Source organism: bacterium, from assembly GCA_022616075.1.
Classification (GTDB): Bacteria; Acidobacteriota; HRBIN11; order JAKEFK01; family JAKEFK01; genus JAKEFK01.
In genome coordinates this window covers 20,581-39,277 of the sequence record JAKEFK010000211.1, presented here as the reverse complement: position 1 = coordinate 39,277, position 18,697 = coordinate 20,581, and the positions used below count along the sequence as shown (strand labels likewise).

17 protein-coding genes are annotated in these 18,697 nt (G+C 48.6%); 9 read left to right on the top strand and 8 right to left on the bottom strand.

The window, feature by feature from the left end:
- The first annotated feature begins 4 nt into the window (after nucleotides 1-4).
- From infB to L0156_17080, 5 genes are all read left to right on the top strand, one after another.
- The gene (gene infB, locus L0156_17100; GenBank protein ID MCI0604707.1) at nucleotides 5-2,329 is read left to right on the top strand and encodes a translation initiation factor IF-2; all 2,325 of its coding nucleotides are present in this window, start codon (nucleotides 5-7) and stop codon (nucleotides 2,327-2,329) included.
- A gap of 15 nt (nucleotides 2,330-2,344) precedes the next feature.
- Nucleotides 2,345-2,698 carry a 30S ribosome-binding factor RbfA gene (rbfA, locus tag L0156_17095; protein MCI0604706.1) on the top strand — a complete coding sequence of 118 codons (354 nt, stop codon included), beginning with the start codon at nucleotides 2,345-2,347 and terminating at the stop codon, nucleotides 2,696-2,698.
- Nucleotides 2,695-3,570, top strand: a complete 876-nt coding sequence (gene truB, locus L0156_17090) for a tRNA pseudouridine(55) synthase TruB (GenBank protein ID MCI0604705.1) — start codon at nucleotides 2,695-2,697, stop codon at nucleotides 3,568-3,570. The genes rbfA and truB overlap by 4 nt, the downstream gene beginning before the upstream one ends.
- Before the next feature lie 91 nt (nucleotides 3,571-3,661).
- Nucleotides 3,662-4,453 carry a prolipoprotein diacylglyceryl transferase gene (gene lgt / locus L0156_17085; protein ID MCI0604704.1) on the top strand — a complete coding sequence of 264 codons (792 nt, stop codon included), beginning with the start codon at nucleotides 3,662-3,664 and terminating at the stop codon, nucleotides 4,451-4,453.
- On the top strand, nucleotides 4,450-5,385 hold the full coding sequence (locus L0156_17080; protein MCI0604703.1) for an RluA family pseudouridine synthase: 936 nt from the start codon (nucleotides 4,450-4,452) through the stop codon (nucleotides 5,383-5,385). Before lgt ends, L0156_17080 begins: the two co-directional genes overlap by 4 nt.
- A 202-nt stretch (nucleotides 5,386-5,587) precedes the next feature.
- On the opposite strand, the gene larC is transcribed toward L0156_17080, so the two are convergent.
- A complete protein-coding gene (larC, locus tag L0156_17075) occupies nucleotides 5,588-6,754 on the bottom strand; it encodes a nickel pincer cofactor biosynthesis protein LarC (protein ID MCI0604702.1) in 1,167 nt (388 codons plus the stop codon).
- Nucleotides 6,747-7,493, bottom strand: coding sequence for an NAD-dependent deacylase (locus L0156_17070; protein ID MCI0604701.1), 747 nt, complete (start codon nucleotides 7,491-7,493; stop codon nucleotides 6,747-6,749). Before L0156_17070 ends, larC begins: the two co-directional genes overlap by 8 nt.
- Nucleotides 7,494-7,549: 56 nt before the next feature.
- Between L0156_17070 and L0156_17065 the strand changes: the two genes are divergently transcribed.
- From L0156_17065 to L0156_17050, 4 genes are all read left to right on the top strand, one after another.
- The gene (locus L0156_17065) at nucleotides 7,550-9,313 is read left to right on the top strand and encodes a serine/threonine protein kinase (protein MCI0604700.1); all 1,764 of its coding nucleotides are present in this window, start codon (nucleotides 7,550-7,552) and stop codon (nucleotides 9,311-9,313) included.
- A 46-nt stretch (nucleotides 9,314-9,359) separates the two neighbouring features.
- Entirely contained in the window at nucleotides 9,360-10,454 is a 1,095-nt protein-coding gene (locus L0156_17060) for a DUF58 domain-containing protein (GenBank protein ID MCI0604699.1), read from the top strand.
- A gap of 8 nt (nucleotides 10,455-10,462) precedes the next feature.
- Nucleotides 10,463-12,559: a DUF3488 and transglutaminase-like domain-containing protein gene (locus L0156_17055; protein MCI0604698.1), complete on the top strand. Its 2,097-nt coding sequence runs from the start codon at nucleotides 10,463-10,465 to the stop codon at nucleotides 12,557-12,559.
- Between the two features lie 62 nt (nucleotides 12,560-12,621).
- Nucleotides 12,622-14,619: a HEAT repeat domain-containing protein gene (locus tag L0156_17050; GenBank protein ID MCI0604697.1), complete on the top strand. Its 1,998-nt coding sequence runs from the start codon at nucleotides 12,622-12,624 to the stop codon at nucleotides 14,617-14,619.
- A gap of 61 nt (nucleotides 14,620-14,680) precedes the next feature.
- Here the strand turns inward: L0156_17050 and L0156_17045 are convergent, their stop codons facing one another.
- The 6 genes from L0156_17045 to L0156_17020 form a co-directional block, all read right to left on the bottom strand.
- Entirely contained in the window at nucleotides 14,681-15,109 is a 429-nt protein-coding gene (locus L0156_17045) for a 2Fe-2S iron-sulfur cluster-binding protein (protein ID MCI0604696.1), read from the bottom strand.
- Nucleotide 15,110: 1 nt separating this feature from the next.
- Nucleotides 15,111-15,476 (bottom strand): 4a-hydroxytetrahydrobiopterin dehydratase, encoded by a 366-nt coding sequence (locus L0156_17040; protein ID MCI0604695.1) that lies wholly within the window; start codon nucleotides 15,474-15,476, stop codon nucleotides 15,111-15,113.
- Nucleotides 15,476-15,925 carry a TlpA family protein disulfide reductase gene (locus L0156_17035; protein MCI0604694.1) on the bottom strand — a complete coding sequence of 150 codons (450 nt, stop codon included), beginning with the start codon at nucleotides 15,923-15,925 and terminating at the stop codon, nucleotides 15,476-15,478. Before L0156_17035 ends, L0156_17040 begins: the two co-directional genes overlap by 1 nt.
- Before the next feature lie 68 nt (nucleotides 15,926-15,993).
- Nucleotides 15,994-16,341: a hypothetical protein gene (locus L0156_17030; GenBank protein ID MCI0604693.1), complete on the bottom strand. Its 348-nt coding sequence runs from the start codon at nucleotides 16,339-16,341 to the stop codon at nucleotides 15,994-15,996.
- Between the two features lies 1 nt (nucleotide 16,342).
- Nucleotides 16,343-17,518, bottom strand: coding sequence for an aminopeptidase (locus tag L0156_17025; protein MCI0604692.1), 1,176 nt, complete (start codon nucleotides 17,516-17,518; stop codon nucleotides 16,343-16,345).
- A complete protein-coding gene (locus L0156_17020) occupies nucleotides 17,500-18,681 on the bottom strand; it encodes an alanyl-tRNA editing protein (protein MCI0604691.1) in 1,182 nt (393 codons plus the stop codon). Before L0156_17020 ends, L0156_17025 begins: the two co-directional genes overlap by 19 nt.
- Nucleotides 18,682-18,697: the final 16 nt, after the last annotated feature.

Sequence of the window (18,697 nt, the reverse complement as noted above, 5' to 3'; positions counted from 1 at the left end):
AAGCATGAAATTACGCGTTTATCAGATCGCAAAAGAAATGAACCGGTCCGCTCATGAAATCATAGCGGTTCTGGAAAAACTCGGGATTGAAGGGAAACATCATACGAGCAGCATTGAAGACGAGTTGGTTCCCAAAATCCGGCGTTATCTGGAGCCTTATGCGAAGCGCGCAGAAGTTGCGCATAAGGATGAGGAAGTTGTAGAAGAGCCGGAATTGGAAGAAGAGACTCCCAAACCGGTGGCGGTTGTTCCTGCTCCGAAGGTAGAAGCGCCGGTTGTTGAGAAAGGCAAGAAAAAAGTTGCGAAGGAGGCTGCTCCGAAAGAGCCAGTGCGCGAGGTGCCGCGGCAACCGGTAAAAGAAGCAAAACGAAGAAGCACAGCAGATCATCCGAAAGTTGCAAAGCCATCCGCCGAGGCGGTGGTGGCTGTGGCGGACAGGCCTTCCGAACCATCTCTTCGCGAGCCGCTCCCGCCTGCTCCTCCCACCATAAGCGATGAAGAGCTGGAGCAACTTACGGCGCCACCGCCACCCGCTCCAGCAGCGGTGGCTGTTGTGTCTGCGCCGGTTGTGGAGCGTCCGAAAATCCAGATCAGCGAAAATATTGCCGTAAAGGATCTTGCCCAGAAGATGGGCATCATGTCAAAGCTGGTGCTCAAAAAATTGCTGGACCGTGGCATCCTTGCAAACATAAATCAAAACATCGATTTAAAACTTGCCGAACAGCTTGCGTCCGATTTTGGATTCGATGTGAACGTTACGAGCTATGAAGAAGCCGTCGCGAAGGAACAGGAAACCGACGAAGCTTCTACTGTATTAGTAACTCGTCCTCCCGTTGTGACGATCATGGGCCACGTCGATCATGGGAAAACATCTTTGCTGGATGCGATTCGTGAGACCAACGTGGCGGGAGGCGAGTCGGGAGGAATTACGCAGCATATTGGCGCCTATCAGGTAAGGGTCGGACAGCGCGGAATCACCTTCATCGACACACCGGGCCATGAGGCGTTTACGCGGATGCGCGCGCGGGGCGCGCAGGTCACCGACATCGTAGTGCTCGTGGTTGCGGCTGACGATGGAGTGATGCCGCAAACTCTCGAAGCCATCGATCACGCAAAGGCCGCCAAGGTTCCCATCATTGTAGCGATCAACAAAATTGACAAGCCTGATGCGAATCCGGACCGGATCAAACGGCAACTGGCTGATCACGAGATACTGATCGAAGAATATGGCGGCGATACAGTTTGTGTGGAGATTTCAGCGCGCAAGAGAACGAACATTCCGACACTCCTCGAAATGATTTTACTGGTTGCCGACATCCTGGATTTGAAATCGAGTCCGAATCGTCTTGCTGCAGGAACAGTTCTTGAAGCGCGTTTGGACAAGAGTCGCGGCCCTGCCGCAACAGTGCTTGTGCAGAATGGAACTTTAAAAGCCGGAGACGTTTATGTCGTGGGAGCAGTGATGGGACGTGTCCGCGCGATGTTTGACGATCGCGGCGCAAAAATGAAGGAAGCAACGCCCGGCAATCCCGTGGAAGTCCTGGGCTCGCAAGGTGTTCCACAAGCAGGGGACGCTTTTCAGGTCTTCAAGGACGAATTTAAAGCACGAAGTATTGTCGCTTTCCGACAGGCCAGAGCGAAAGAACTTGCAGCCGCCTCAACTTCCCGTTTATCACTCGATCAACTCTTCAGCAAAATCCAGCAGGGTGAAATCCGGGAGCTTCCGGTGATTGTGAAAGCTGATGTGCAGGGTTCGATTGAAGTCATGAAGGACACTTTGACAAAGCTTGGCACAGAAGAAGTAAAAATTAGAATGATTCACAGCGGGACAGGCGCCGTCACTTCCAGTGATGTGTTGCTCGCATCCGCATCCAACGCAATTATTGTCGCTTATAACGTTCGTCCTGAACCGAAAGCGCGCGAACTTGCGGAAAAGGAAAAAGTCGACATCCGTACCTACACCGTGATTTATTCCGTCGTCGATGAAATTAAGAGCGCGCTATCGGGATTGTTGCGACCCACAATCAAGGAAGTATTTCTGGGAACCGCCGAAGTGCGTGATACTTTCAGGATACCAAAAGTGGGAACAGTCGCCGGGAGTTACATTGTTTCAGGAAAATTAAACCGGAACGCGCAGGTCCGTTTGGTCCGGGATAACGTCGTAATCTACGAAGGTAAAATTAGCTCTTTGAGGCGATTTAAGGAAGATGCCAGCGAAGTGAAAGAAGGATTTGAATGCGGTGTTGGTCTTGAGAATTATAACGATATTAAGATCGGCGACTACATCGAGGCTTTCACGATTGAAAGAATAGCGCGCCATCTGGAATAGGAAAGGATCAAGGCGATGACACGCCGCCGTCAAGAAAGGCTTTCCGACCTTTTGAAAGAAGAAATCTCCTCCATTCTTTTTCAAAAAATGCAGGACCCACGGCTCTCTTTGTGTAATATCACCAATGTATCGTTGAGTCCGGATTACAGACATGCCCGCGTCTACGTAAGTGTGCTGGGTACGCCGGAGCACAAAGAGCAATGCGTCAAAGCTCTCAATTCAGCCGGTGGATTTTTCCGGCGGGAACTCGGCAAGCTCAATTTGAAATACATTCCCTCGTTGCAATTTCAAGCGGATGTCGGGGCAGAGTATTCGCAACACATCGAAGAACTTTTGAAGAGTGTGAAAAAAGAGGAACCGGAATCGTGAACTGGGACGGTTTAATACTGATCAACAAGCCGGAAGGGGACACTTCTCACACCGTGGTTCAAAGAGTGAAGGAACGGTTGCAGGTGGATAAAGCAGGGCATCTGGGCACATTGGATCCGATCGCTACCGGTGTCTTTCCTGTTTGTCTTGGAAAAGCGACAAGACTCAGTCCTTTTTATATGCGCGCTGATAAATGCTATCTTGCGGCAATCCGTTTCGGTATTTTTACAACAACAGACGACCGGGAGGGAAAACAGGAAGGTCCCTACACTAGGATCCGTTTTTCCAGAGAACAGCTCGAAAAAGTGATTTCTTCCTTTCAGGGAGAAATTCAGCAGAAGCCTCCGATTTTTTCAGCGAAAAAAATTCAGGGAAAAAAAGCATATGATCTGGCGCGAAAAGGGATCAAACCTGATCTTCCTTTGCAAAAAGTGAAGATTCATGAGATCCGATTGATGCATTTTGAGAAGGATGTCGCGGTCATCTACATGCACTGCGGATCCGGGACGTACGTACGTTCCTTGGCTCGGGAACTGGGAATGAGGCTCCGTTGCGGTGCGCATGTCAATGAGCTAGCGCGCACGAAATTTAAGAATTTTACACTGGAGGAATGCGCGCCGCCCGAAGCGCCAATCGAAAAATTGAAAGCTTCGTTTGTCCCGATTGCGCAGATGTTGTCTGACTTTCCGCAATTTACCGTAGATGCTTCGCAAGGGAAAAAGATTTTGAATGGTTCCGCGATTGCAGTAGAAGAAAAGTATGATCAGGACTGGGTAAAAGTATTTGATGAAAACAACACACTGCTCGCCATTGCGCAGACAAAAAGCGGAGAGAAAACAGAATTAAAGCCAAAAATCGTCTTCCACGAATGAATTTCTTAACCGCCAAGACGCCAAGAAGCCAAATTCTTATATTATGGGTTTTCTTGGCGCCTTGGCACCTTGGCGGTTTAAATTAGAGTTTATGTATCCGAATTTATTTAAGATTGGTCCACTGACAATTCATTCTTATGGATTGTTTCTTGCAATCGCATTTCTGTTGGGAATGCGAGTCGCGGTTCATTACGCAAAGCGTGAGCAGATGGAAACTTCTGCAATCACCGATTTGGTCGTTTACATTTTCTTGTCTGCGCTGGTGGGAGCCAAACTGCTTCTGGTAATCGTTGATTTCGATTATTACAGCCAGGATTGGAGCCGTCTTCTTTCCATTTACCAGGTGGGTGGCGTCTATTATGGCGGTTTTATACTCGCGTTTTTGGTGAGCCTCTGGTATATCCGGCGGAAGAAGATGAATTTTTGGCAAACCGCCGATGTTCTTGTCATGGGAATTGCGTTCGGCCAGATTTTTGGACGGTTCGGATGCTTTTTTGCAGGCTGTTGCTGGGGAAAACCAGCTCCTGGATTTCCGCTGGCTGTTATCTTCACGCGTCCGGAAGCGGCAGAACAGGTAGGAACACCTTTAAACGTTCCCTTGCACGCGGCGCAATTATACGAAGCTTTACCGATGATTCTGGTCTTTGGACTCCTTGTATATTTCTACAATCGTAAAAAATTCGCCGGTCAGCAGTTGAGCTTGTATCTCGTAATTTATTCCCTTCTTCGCTTCAACGTTGAATTCTTCCGTGGCGATCCCCGGGGCGCTATTGGACCGCTCTCCACGTCTCAAGTGATCAGCATTCTCGCTTTTGTGGCCGGTTTCGTTATTTACCTGATACGAAGAGATGTTAAAAAAGTGGAAGTGGCTGTCACGAAGTGAAATCTGTCCGCTCTTTCGTGATTTCCGTTGAGAACGCGGGAATCAGGATCGATCGTTTCCTGACGCAACAATATTCGCAGCAGAGTCGCTCAGCAATCCAGAAATGGTTTGAGACCGGTTTGGTTCATGTGAATGATCAAACGGTAAAAGCTTCTTATAGACTCCGTGATCAGGACCGGATCGAAGTTTTGGATCTACCCACAGAAGATGCTGATGTAGCGCTGAGTCCGTGGAATTTTCCGTTGGAGATTCTTTTTGAGGACCAGGCGCTGCTGGCGATCAACAAACCTGCCCATATGGTCGTGCATCCCGGCGCCGGAGTTGGGCATCACACGGTTGTACACGCCGCCCTTCATCACTTTCCTGGTATCCACACCGTTGGACATCCACTCCGGCCGGGAATCGTACATCGCCTGGATAAAGAAACCTCTGGCATTCTATTGCTTGCAAAAACGCAGGAAGCATACCTGAGAATGACGTCTCTCTTTAAAGATCGGTTGATCCGAAAACATTACAGAGCGGCAGTTTTTGGGCAGATGGAAAGGAAGCAGGGCCGCATTGAAAAGGCGTTAGGAAGAGATCCATCCAACCGGAAGAAAATATCCGTACGTGCAAGAAGAGCGCGACCGGCCGTGACGTTGTACTCGGTGCTGCAAAACTATGATTTTGGCTCGCTCCTGGATGTTGAAATTCTAACGGGACGAACGCACCAGATTCGCGTGCATCTTTCTTCCGAAAAACATCCGATTCTTGGAGATGCAAAATATGGTGGAGGAAACTGGAACCGGATTCAGGATGCGGCCCTGCGCAATCGTTTGAAGCAGACTGCGTTCTTCGGTCTTCACGCTTTTTCACTTGAGTTTGATCATCCGATGACCGGCAAACATCTCTATCTCGAAGCGCCGCTTCCGGAAATCTGGACAGCTTTGTAGTGGCAGAGCATTTTCCATACGGCCTGTTATGCACATTCCCAGTTGAACAAACTCTGATTTTTCCTCGAAATCACTATCGGTGTGAAAATGCTCTGCTTGCCGCGGAATGGCTGCAGAGCATTTACTCTTAGAAAGTGGGTGTGCGGGGCAAAACCCTGCGGAGCTTGAGGCTTGTTCCCTTGGCGTAGTAAATGCTCTGCCACTACTTCGACAAGTATTTGTGAATCGCTTGCGCGATCACTTCTTTTACCGGGGTATTCAACCTTTCGGCGGCTTTCTTGCAGTCTTCATATTCGGGCTGATAATTTGCGAGAGTGCCGTTGAGATAACTTTCTTTGATGCGGATCTCCTGCTTTCCCAGCTGAATTTTGCTCCACCGCCGGTCCAGAGTCTTTCGATCCACTTTCCAGTAGCGAAGTCCAATTGCCGTTGTTTCCGAAAACAACAGTTTCAACATTGATTCCAGCAAGCCGGAGGAAACGAGCAGAGTTAAACGAACCGCCGGCCGGTTCTTTTTCATAAAAATGGGAGTAAAGAATACGTCCAGCGCTCCTAGTTCAAATGCTTTTTCCATGAAATAAGCGAGAACTTGAGGAGAAGAATCATCCAGATTCGTTTCCACCATGTAAATTTCTTCTTCCGGAGCTGCGCCTGTTCCAACAAAAATCCTCAATACATTTGGATGGCCCGCAATTTCCATTTCACCTGCTCCCACTCCGGTATTTTCCAGCTTCATTTCAGGCATCACACCGAATGATTTCGCAATCGAGCCGATCAAGAGCGCTCCCGTAGGTGTCGTCAATTCTCCTTCCACTTCATTCTGAAACACTGATATTCCTTCTAATAGCTTAGTAGTTGCGGGAGCTGGAATCGGAAAGCGACCGTGAGAAAAGGTGAGGAAGCCGCAGCCTGTATTTACTGGGGAAGACTTGATCAAAGAAGGCTGTAGATAATCCAGAGCAGAGAGCGTTCCGGTGACGTCCAGCAGCAGGTCCGTTCCACCCATTTCGTGGAGGTGTAGTTTCTGAAGGCTGGATCCGTGGATGGAAGCTTCAATTTCAAAGAGACGTTTCACGAGAGAAAGCGTTTGTTGGCGGATCTTTTCCGGCAGTTTTGAGTTCTCCAGCAGCAATTGGTACTGTTTCCACGTTTTCGCTCCTTTTGTTTCCTGAGTGGAGACGCGGCATCGTAGCGCATTCATCCCGCTTTTTTGCGTTTGAAATACTTCCACTTCGTAGTTATCGATGTCAAGCGCGGTCCATGCTTCGGAGAGCACTTCGACCGGAACGCCTGCGTCCAAAAGGGCACCGAGCAGCATGTCGCCGGAAACTCCGGAAGTTGCTTCGATGTATAGAATTTTCTCAGCCATGATTCTTTAGCGCTCTCACAAGCTTCGGCAAAAGGATACCGGATTTCCCCAGAAAACATTCATTTGCAATTTCAGTAACCGGTGTAATCTCTGCGTTGATTTCGACCACAACTGCGCCATTTTCCCTTGCAATCCACCCGAAAGACGCTGCCGGTTCTACAGTTGCCGATGATCCAATGAGAAAGAAGATGTCGCAATTCGCCGCAACCTGCCAGGCTGTCGCTAAGATGTCCGGTGGAAGAGCTTCTCCGAACCAGACAACATCCGGACGGACCAGACTCCCGCACTCGCAATGCGGAGGCAATTGTTCGAATGGCGTTTGAAAAGTCTCAAACGTTTTCCGTTCTTTCAAACACCGAACCCTCCAGATACTTCCATGAAGCTCCTGAACGTTTTTACTCCCCGCGCGTTGATGCAAACCATCTATGTTTTGCGTAAACAGAAACATTCTGGGAAAGATCGATTCCATCTCAACCAGAGCGCGATGTCCATCGTTCGGTTCTACTTGACTGATCTTCTGCCTGCGCCAGTCATACCATTCCCACACCTTCTTCGGATTGCGTTGAAAAGCTTCCGGTGTTGCAAGCTCTTCCGGTTTGAAGTTCTCCCAAAGGCCATCCTGCCCGCGGAATGCGGGAATTCCGCTTTCTGTCGAAATTCCTGCTCCTGTAGAGATCATCACGCGTTCAGCTCGTTTGAGAAGGGAAAGAAATTTGGATGGAAATACCGGTTCGGTCAATCTAAACTGTTCCTGAAAGACGCAGACCTAAAACAAATATATAATTTGATCATACCATGAACACAATTCCCAGAAAATTGGGACGCTACGTGGTGATTCGCGAAATCGGCCGCGGAGCAATGGGTGTTGTATACAAGGCTCACGACCCGGTAATTGAAAGGGAAGTCGCGATCAAAGCCATACAGATCACCTTTGAAGTCACGCCTGAAGAAAAGAATGTCTATTTGAATCGTTTTTACAGAGAGGCAAAAGCGGCAGGCAAACTCAGCCATCCCAATATTGTCACCATTTTTGATGTTGATGAAGATAAGGAGACAGGCACTCCTTTCATAGTAATGGAGTTTCTCGAAGGAACCACCATCTCTGAAGTTGCTGCCAGCGGGATTTTGCTGCCACTGGAAGACGTCAACAATATGATCATCCAGCTGGCTGATGCGCTGAACTACGCTCACAACGAAGGGGTCGTCCATCGCGATATCAAAGCCGCCAACATTCTCGTCCTTCCCGGAATGAAAGTGAAAATCATGGATTTCGGTATTGCCCGGCTTCCCAGCTCCGATCTGACGCAAAGCGGACAATTCATCGGCACACCGAATTATATGTCACCCGAACAAATCGATGGGAAATCCCAGGTCGATGGCCGCAGTGATCTTTTTTCTCTTGGTGTTATTTTCTACATGCTTCTGACAGGTGAACGGCCTTTTCAAGGAGACAGCTTCAATACCGTTTCCTATCGCATTGTGAATGTCCTGCATGTGCCGCCGCGCACGTTGAATCCCAATGTTCCGGAGCCGTATAACGCAATCCTGATCAAGCTTCTTGCAAAGAATCCCCTGGACCGGTATCAAACAGGATCTGAGCTGATCCGTGACATTAGAAACTTAATCTCTATCACCGGCGATATTGAAGAACTCCGCGAAATCGATCCGGAATCGACTGCATCCGGCATCGCTTCACCACCACCTCCGTTGCCGGAACATCGGGAAGTTCGCGCGCCACGCGAAAGCATTGCCGCCTCCCATAACCTGACCCTCTCGGGTATCGGAAGCAGACGGAAATTGGCTTCCCTCGGTATCCTGATCGTGCTGGTTCTTGCTTTAACGTTCGGTTCCATTTTCTTAATTCGATCTACCAGTGAGAATAAAGAAGGGATGCCAAAAACACCGGTAGCATCGAACCGGCCGGATCCTGTCGCCGAATTATCCAGACAGAATGCAATCAGAATTAAATGGGATCTTGCCATGAAGTATGTGGAGAACAGCATGCTTGATAAAGCAATCAAAGAGTTAAACGATATCGTGCGGCTCGATCCACAGAATCAGGATGCAAAAAAATTCCTGGAACTTGTGGTAGAGAAAAAAGCACTGGAAGAAAAGAAAAAATTGGAGCCACTCCCTCCAACACCAGTCGATATCGTTCAAACTCCGAAACCTGCGCCGCCGAAACCAAAAATACAGCAGGTCACTCCTGTAACGCTGCAACCACTTCCGGAAATCAAACTGGCTTCTTTAGATTTCGAATTCGAGCATGGATTTCCATCGGGATCTTTTTATATTTTTACAAACGATAAGCTTGCTTTTGAAGGAAGTTTATCCGGAGAAAAAAAGAAAGTGCTTATCTTTCGTAATTATAAAGGAAAGCTCACCGGTTCCTTGCAGGTTCCGGTGGGACAGACCAATGTTCTTGTTCATGTGGTATGCAGAGAAAAAGGTGTTTCCGCTTCCAAAAGAATAACTGTTAACGTAAAAGAAAACGGTCAACATAGTTTGCGTATTAAATACAATAAATCTCCCAAACAGCTCGAATTGACGTGGACCTAATGCCATTGCAAATTGCATATTGCAAAAGTAAAGGGGACCCTTCAATATGCAATCTGCAATAAAGCTCCGGTTGCCGCGTATGCCCATTGCGGTTGAATTCACGCGGGAAGGAGTGATCTTCATGCTTCTTTCGCTGGCGATCGGCGCGGCTGCGGTGAACACCGGCAACAATGTTCTGTACCTGATTTTTTCATTGATGCTGGGAATGATCGTTGTATCGGGGATGGCCAGCCGCCGGATCCTGCAGGGTTTGCATCCCACGTTGCAGTTCCCTGATCATCTATTTGCGGGAGTTCAATCGCTTTGCTACATTTCTGTTTCCAATCGAAAAAAGAAATTGCCTTCTCTTGCCATCCGTTTTGCGGTGCGCGATCCAAAATTCACAAGTATCAGCCGTCATTTTTTCTACATCCCTGCCCAGAATCATGCAAGCGGTTACGCGCGATTTCTTTTTTCGCGCCGCGGAGTTTTTACTCTCAAGGAAATGGAATTGCAAACACAATTTCCATTCTCCTTCTTTTTGAAAATCCGCAGATATTTCCTGGAGCAACCGGTTCGGGTGTATCCTCACCTCTATCGTTTTTCTGAAGACATTCTTTCTCGATTTTCAGAAGGGATTCTCCGAGAATCTCCCTATCGGGGCGATAGCCAGCAATTATTGCATTTGAGGGACTATAACAGCTTTGATTCGAGCAAAAAGATTCACTGGAAAGCCTCCGCAAAGGCGGAGAAACTTCTCGTAAAAGAGTACCAGCGGGAGCAGGGCCGCGATCTCTATTTGTACTTCGATTCCTTTCCGGATAAGCCCCGCGATCCTGTATTTGAAACCGCGATCAGTTTCCTCGCCTCTCTTGCATTTCTCTTCAGGGAACAAGAGATTGATGCTCGAATCGTACTGCCCGGAAAGGTATTTGATACGGCAATTTCCATAATTCCGCTCCTTTCCTATCTCGCGGAATGGGACGGAAAAGATTATTCGAGTGAAAAACTGGAGCTCCCGGGATCGCCGGAAACGCTTGTGCTTCAGTTGCGTTCGCGCCGGTTTCCTTCACGGCTCGGGCTTGTTAGTTCGGGCGCTCGCAATTTGTATGTGGAAGACTGGCAACACCTGATGCGTCAAGACTCCATTATCGAAATATGAATCAAACTGTGAACAAACCTGTTGATCCAAATCACGAAAGGGTAACTTCTGCCCTGCGATTTGGAGCTCACTTGCTTGTTTTTGTGAGCGGCGTCTCACTGATGCTCACCCAAAAATTGTGGATTTCCTCTGCGATTTTATTGGTCTTCAGCCTGTTCACGCTGGGTTTCGTGCATCGTCCTCGCGGAGGCTCATTTTGGGAGATTGTTTCCTTCCTCTACCTGATTTTCTTTTTCGCAGATTGGTTCTGGCTCACAAGAAGTCTTGCTCCTTCGCTGGTTCATCTATTCATTTTCATCATCATCAACAAGCTCTTTAATCTCCAAACGCATCGAGACTATTACCAGCTGTATCTTTTGACTTTCCTGAGCATGCTGGCAGCTACCGCCCTCAGCGTTGAAATTGAAATGCTCTACATGATCCTTCTTTTTTCGCTGTTCTTTGTCTGGAACATCCTGTCGATCACTATGATCAAAATGTGGATCAGATCAGATCCCACCGAGCCCTTTCCTTTTTCCTTATTTCACGCGCGTTACTGGGGATTTATCGTAATTGCAACCGTAACAATGGTGGTGTTTGCGCTTGGCATTTTCTTTGTTTTGCCTCGCGCGCAGCTCGGATATTTTGGTGGACTGAAACTGGATCAGACACAGCATGTTTCCGGCTTTTCAAAGAAGGTGGAGCTGGGAGATATTGCCAAGATTCAGGAAAACACGGGCGAAGTAATGCGTATCCGTGTAAACGGCGAGCGAATCCCTGCGGGTCATCGCTTTTATTGGCGCGGCGTGGCTTTCAATAGGTATGACGGCAAGTCCTGGGGTGTCTCCAGACATGGATCCGACTTTGTGTTTCAAGATTCTTTGAGTACTTTTGTTGTATCTCCAGAGGGCAATAATCCTGCTTCTCTTGTGAAACAAGAAGTCTACTTGACTCCGATTGATTCGGGCGTAATTTTTGGCCAGTATCGAGTCGCAAGAGTCGACGGCAATTTCTTTGCAGTGAGCCGGGATGTAAATGGAACATTGACCGGTATGGGGAGACCGGAACATTACGTTGTTTACAGTCAAATCAATGTCTATTCTCCGGAACAGTTGAGATCACGGCAGGTTGATTCTACAGAAAGTATCCGCCATTTCGTAAGACTGCCATCACGAAATCCGGAGATTGAGACACTGGCTCAACAAATCACAGGTAGTGCCACCAATCAGTACGATCGCGCTGCGCTGGTTCAGGCCTATCTTGAGAAGAATTACCAGTACACGACAACCGATTTGCCGCGATCAGCAACGGATCCGGTTTCCGAGTTTCTTTTCAAAAAGAAAATGGGCCATTGTGAATACTTTGCTACCGCGATGGTTCTTTTGTTAAGACACATTAGAATACCATCCCGACTGGTGAATGGATTTTTGGAAGGTGAGTACAATGAAATCGGAGAATTTTATACCATTCGTCAGAGTGATGCCCATTCCTGGGTAGAAGTTTATTTTGGAAACGGTCTCTGGGTTCAGTTTGATCCTTCTCCTCGTACTGTGGCAGGTCCCGGAGGAAGCCGTTCGATCTGGGAAATCATCAACCCGCGAAAGATTTTCGATTCGATCAGTTTCTTCTGGGACAGATATATCCTGATTTTCTCTGCGCAGGATCAGATCAACGTGCTTACGTCTGTACGTGAACGATACAGGAAACTGAATGAGACTCTGCGGGAAAAATCCAGCAATGCAACAAGTCCCCATGCCTGGTGGCGTATGATGTGGAAGCAGAATCGCCTTCTCCTGGTTCTAATTGGATTGCTGCCGGGCCTCATCTATTACGCGGTTCGCTTTTACAAAGCGCGTAAGCGAAAATTGGAGTTAATCCGGTCACCGATTCTGTTTTATCAGGAGATGCTGGCGTTGTTGCAACAAAAGGGGTTCGTCAAGCCGGTGGCTGCCACTCCTTTCGAATTTGCCGAGCAAGTGACGCAGGTCTTGCCGGCTCCTTCGAATGAGGATGTTGCGTCTTTGACGGATCTGTTTTACAAGGCACGATTCGGTAACTACTCCCTCACTCCCGATGATCAAGCATTTGTCGAAACTGCGCTTTCGCGTCTCCAAAACAATAAATGATGGAAGAGATCAGGCATCGATTCCCCCTCCTTATGAAGGAGGGGGGTTAGGGGGAGGTTGGAATGCATGCCAACCCCCTCTTAGTCTCCCCCTTCATAAGGGGGAGAATCCTGGCGTTGATCCTTCTAATGTTTCTTGCTTCGAGCGCGTTTTCTAACGATTCGTTGCGAATCATCGCAATTCTCGAAAATGAGCGGATGTTGGAAGCAGAGCCGGACATCAAACTTGCCGATTATTTTCGTTTTCCATCAGAACAGATTCGCATTAGAGCATTGCTGGCCGCAGCGCGAATCGGCAATCAAGCGATTCTGCCATTTTTGGAACCGTTGTTGGAAGACAAGAATGCTAACGTGAGAAAATACGTTGCGTTTGCGATTGGACAGATTCGGTCCAAGAACGGCTTATTGTTTGCAGCGCGTCTATTGAAAGATGAGGATGCGGAAGTTCGAAGGCTTGCGATTGAGGCGATCGGCCGGATCGGAGGATTGGATACGACAGTTTTGGTGGTCCCATTCCTTCGCGACAAAAATGCGTTTCTCCGTGAACAATCGGCGCTTGCTCTTGCTTTGATCAAAGACAAAGGCACCGTGGATGTTCTGATCGAATTGGCCAATGAAGAGGATCCGGCGCAATGGAGTTACGTGTACGCTCTGTATCGTTTGGCAGACGAACGTTCCCTTGCCGTTTTGCACAAGGTTCTTGCAAATCCGTTACCCAGTCCGTCTACAGAAGATCCTTCCGCGTTGTTGTTTGCTTTAAAAGCATTGTGGTCTATGAAAAAACCGCTGACAGAGGAAGAAGTTGAACGTCTGCTTCAACATAAAGATGCGCGAGTTCAACAAAATACACTGGATGTAATCGGCGCTTCTAATGATAAAACTGCGTGTGTGGCTATTCAAAAACACTACAGCACAATGAACCATCTGACCAGAATGAAAGCTCTGGAAGCAATGGGCCTATTGGGATGTGTAATTGACGAACGTCCGGCTACTGCGGGTTTGCTCGGTGGCTGGATTATGGCTCAAGCAAAGACACAAAAAGAGAATGCGCTGTCGTTGTTGCAGGAAGGAGCCAAACACGAATCCTGGACGGTGCGCTGGAGGACCGCACAGGCGCTTGTTGAACTGCCCGCCGGTTCGGCAATTCCTATGTTGAAAGTTCTGAGTCAGGATTCCGATTCCGCTGTCAGGCTGGCTGCGTTCGATTCTTTAACGAAATACTTGCCTGATACTGCTGAGGTTTTCCTGCCGTTGCTCGGTCATAAGGATTTTGCGTTACGGGCCACAGCGGTCGATGCGCTGGGCAAAACAAAAGAACGCAGGTTTTTCGCTGCATTGATCAAAACTTATGATGCTTCCAGTGATCCTTCTGAAGTGGAAGGCCGAGTGGCGCTTCTCGATGTTCTGGCTGACTTCAATACATCTGAAGCTATGCCGATTTTTGAGCGGGCGCTGCTGGATCCCGAATACACAATTCGCCGCCATGCGATCGATGGAATCAAAAAACTTGTCGGAACACAATACCACTGGAAGGGCGATCCGAAGGATCCGGAAGATTTTCTTTATCAGCAAGGAAAAGTGCCGGCAAAAAAAATGAATGAATATTCACCGGACTTCGGCCGGCCGCAAGATTCCATTGAGATCACGATGAAACTGGAGAAAGGGGATGTCGTGATCCGTTTGTCAGGTTGCGATGCGCCGTTGCACGCCGAGAATATCAGGAAACTAGCTGACGGCGGTTTTTACAATGGACTTCGCATTCATCGCGTCGTGCCGAATTTCGTGATACAGGGCGGCGACCCGCGGGGAGATGGCTGGGGCGGAGCAGGAAAGGTGATCCATGATCAGGTGAATCTTCTGATTTACAAACGCGGAACGGTGGGAATGCCCATTGCAGGCAAGGATACAGGCGGATCGCAATTCTTCATAACGCAATCGCGCCAACCCCATCTAGACGGGAACTACACGATTTACGGTGAAGTAATTTCCGGAATGGATGTCGTGGATCGCACGGAAGTCGGCGACAAAATCCTTTCAATTTTTCACCGCCGAGAGCGCTGAGATCGCAGAGAAAAAAAGATTTTGTTTTATCTCCGCGGCCTCTGCGTTCTCTGCGGTGAAATTAGTGCGGGGTTTCTTTGACGAGGTTCACATTCCAGGCCGGAATCACAATGCGCACATCTTTGGTTCCATCCGGTACAGTTTGACACGACAATCGCGATTGCATCGTTAAGCCGCGCGCCTCCTCCAGCTGATCCAGCTCGTCATCGGTTGCTTCATTGCAAGTATCCAATCCTTCTTTGACTATGATGTGGCAGGTCGAACATGCGCAAACACCACCGCAGGAATGCTCAATATCAATTCCCGATGCGAGAGCAGTGCTGAGTATGCTCCCCGGCTGGCCGGTCTCGTGATAAGGAATTCTCTCGGGATCCACCTCAATGGTCACAGCTTCTCCCATCGATGGGTCTTCCGGCTCAAAACGAATTGAGTACTTTGTCTTCGGTAAGACAATGTCACCTGTTTTGATGTAAGGATTACTTCCGCCCATACTATCGTGACTTGGCGGTCTTGGCGTCTTGGCGGTTAAAAACAATATCGGTTCTGGCTGCTAGAATGAAGTCATTGCGGTGAAGGCCTTTGATCTTATGAGTCCACCACGATATCGTGACGCGGCCCCACTCCGTGAGAATTGCCGGATGATGATTCTCTGATTCCGCCAGCGCGCCTACTTGATTCGTAAACGCAAGAGCCTCAGCGAAATCCTTGAAAGAAAAGCTCCGTTCCAGCTGGCGAATTCCATTTCGTTCCACAAGCTTCCAATCAGGGATTTGCGGCTTGTATTCCGCCAGTTCCGCTTCCGTAACCTGGGGAGCATCCCTGCGGCAGGCTTCACATTTTATTCTTGCAAGTTCCACTACTCTTCCTCATCTTCGGACCAATCTTCATCCTCTTCGGATTCTTCTTGCGCGTACAGCTCCTCTTCTGAAGGACCATCAATCGCATCCGTGAGCTCATTCTCCTTTTCTATGCCACCCAGAATCGTGTTGTGTAGTTTTCCATCTTTGAATATGAACGTAACCGGAATCATGTCTACGGTCTGGTACCATTCGCGGTTCGACTCGTCTTTGCTGCTTCGCTCTTTCATATAAACCGGATAGCGGATCCTATATCTCTCAACAACCTTAAATACTTCTCGCCCAAGAGCCGGATCATCCGTGGAGATCCCATAAATATGGACATCAGGACGCTGTTTGTGCAACCGATTCAAATAGGGAATCTCAACCAGGCAAGGTGGACACCAGGTTGCCCAGAAATTGATCACAACAATCGAATGTTTCGAGGGCAGTTCTGCCAGTGATTTCATGCTGATGTCGTCAACAGAATCTTTTTTGCAAGAAGTCAATGAAGCGAGTAGAAAGACAGCGAGTATGGTTATAACCCTGATGCCGTATCTCTGAGACTTGTTTTTCCTTTCCATTTTTTTTCGAGCCAACGCCAGGCGACGTGCGTTTCTGGTCCGATCCAGTTTTCAAAGATAGCATAATCCATGTCACGCAGCGAGGACTGGTTTTTCAAAGCTTCCAGAAGCTCCACAATTAACCTGTCGGCAACCTCCCGGTTTGCGAAAATCAGTTGTTGCTCAACGTATTGAAAAAAAGTTTCAAAAGAATCCGTTTCCTTTCGCTGAACCTGCTCGATAAGAAAAAGCACAATGTCCTCGAGCGAATTTACTTTTTCCAGTCCGGGGAGCCGCGCACGCAGCTCCTCAACGATATTCATGTCACTCGACCAGTTTGCCGTCACGCACGAGAATCTTATTGCTCGCCTGGACCGTCGCATTTGGGAAAAAGAACCACCGGACGAAGCCCCCGCGAACATTGCCGCCGAGCTCCTGATTGTCGCCCAGACTGAGTCGGACGACGCCTGCACCGTATCCGTAGTACGGTAAAATTTCGTTTCCGGACTCGATCACCAGTTTTGGATTGAATCCCAGACCGAACTCGCGAAATCGCAATGCGACATCACCTGCTTCTTTTAAGGCTTTTTCCGCGACATCGCCATTTTCAGAAGCCGTGATCGAGATCACGCGTCCTTGCCGGATCTGGAGGTTTAAGTTTTTTACAGTGACATCCGCAAATCGCACAACCGGGATCACCATGGTTCCGTTGACCGAATCTTCAATGGGGGCGGTTCGGAGGACTCCGGCAGGCAATTCAATTTCCCGGTCGATCAACATGCGCGCTCCTTGCGCGCGTTCGGCAGTCGCATCTCCATTCTGTTTGTTGAACGGTCTTGCGCCTATGGTGAAAGTAAGGTCTGTTCCTTCCGGTGTTGTTACTTTCACTTTACCGGAACGGAGCAGCTCGATCGCGCGGTCCTGAGCCGCGGAAAGTTGTTCGTAAGAAATATTCAGTGCATCCTGATACATCCGGTCCAAATCTTCGCTATGCTCGCCGGATAGACCGTCGGCCATCATGCTTCCGGTTTGCCAGTGAAAATGAATTTGCCTCCGCGTGCCTCCTTTCTTTAACCAGTTCCGCAGCGCTTCCTCTTCAACATCGTAAAGGTCGCTTCCTTTTGCAGCCGGCAACCAGAGATAAACATCCACAACATCGAGTAAGCCCGTAAAAGCTTTGAGATGCGCCTCTCTTTGCATCTTGCGGATCATCGGGTCGACGGGAATTCCCTGCAAACGCTCGGTCCCTCCCACATATTCCATTGCTGCAAGGTCGATTGCTGCAACGGAACGAATTCCTTTGCGCAAAGGAGCCACAAGTTCGGCAAAATATGTTGGATCATAACGGATGAACACTCGCTCGCCCGGTTGAAGATGAAGCGATGCCAGAATCCTTTCCGCCATTTGCTCGTAATTCATTTCCTCTTCCGATAGGGCAGTCACTGCCGGTAAAAGAAATAAAATCAGAAACAGTTTCGCCTTTAAAGTTGTTGCTCCCATAATAGTTTCATCTTTGCTTCAAATTCCGGACCAGCTTCAAATGCGCCTGCTTCCATGAAATGAGGCGGCCCGCCCCCTTTTGCAGAATATCCTTGCAAAAACCCCTGGAAGATCGGACGCAAATCGTAAGCTACTTGAGGATTCTTGAAAAAAACGGCCCGGCGTTCAGGAATACTGACAAGCGCGCCCGCTGCAAATTGCTTCTCTGAGAGTCTTTGCGCAAGAAAACGCACTTCCGCATAGGGACGCTTCCAGATGCAGAGAGTTCTTCGCAATCCATTCCAGTCTTCTGCGTTCTGATAAAGGTGATCCGCTTCTTCCTTCCAGCGTTCCTCTTTCAGATGAGATAGTTCTTTCCGCAATTCCTTCAATTGATCCTGTAGCTTTTGAATCGATTCCGGAAGCAGCTCAACCGAAGTGGTCATGTTCCTGGAGAGAGTTTTTAGAATCTCCAGGTCTACGTGATACTGTTTTGCGACTCGATTGCCGCAAAGGAAGGAAACCTTCAAAGTTTGCGAAAGCTTTTCGGCGCCTGTAATAAAAACGATTCCGACTTCGCCGGAGTTTCTGACATGCGTTCCACTGCAGGGCGAAAGATCGAAGTCTGCGATCTGGACAATGCGCAAAGATTCCTGAAGGTCGGACTGCTTTCGCAACTGGTAATCTGCCGCCTTTTCAGGCTCGACAAAAAAGGATTGAACCGGCTCTGTTCCGAAAATGACGTTGTTTGCCAGAGCTTCCGCTTTCCGGACATCCTCCCGGCTCAGGTTCGGCCGGTTTAACTCAATGCTGCAGTACTCATCCCCCAGATGAAACGAAGATGTCTCCGCTTGAAATAACCGGAAAAAAGCAGCGGATAGAATATGCTGTCCCGTGTGTTGCTGCATATGGTCAAATCTGCGGGACCAATCAATCATTCCCTGCGCACTGATTCCTTCTAATGGAGTAGAAACGATGTGAAGGATGCTGTCATGCTCAAAACGAACGTCCTTGACAGGCTGAAGGTTCAGGATTCCAAGATCATTTGGCTGTCCGCCGGAAGTGGCGTAAAAACAGGTCCGGTCCAGAATCACGGCATGACCATCCTGCACCGGAAATTGGCGCAGAACACTCGCTGAAAACTCCTTCTGGTAGGGATCAATCCAAAATAGCTTTTCCGTCATCACTCAGCACTCATTG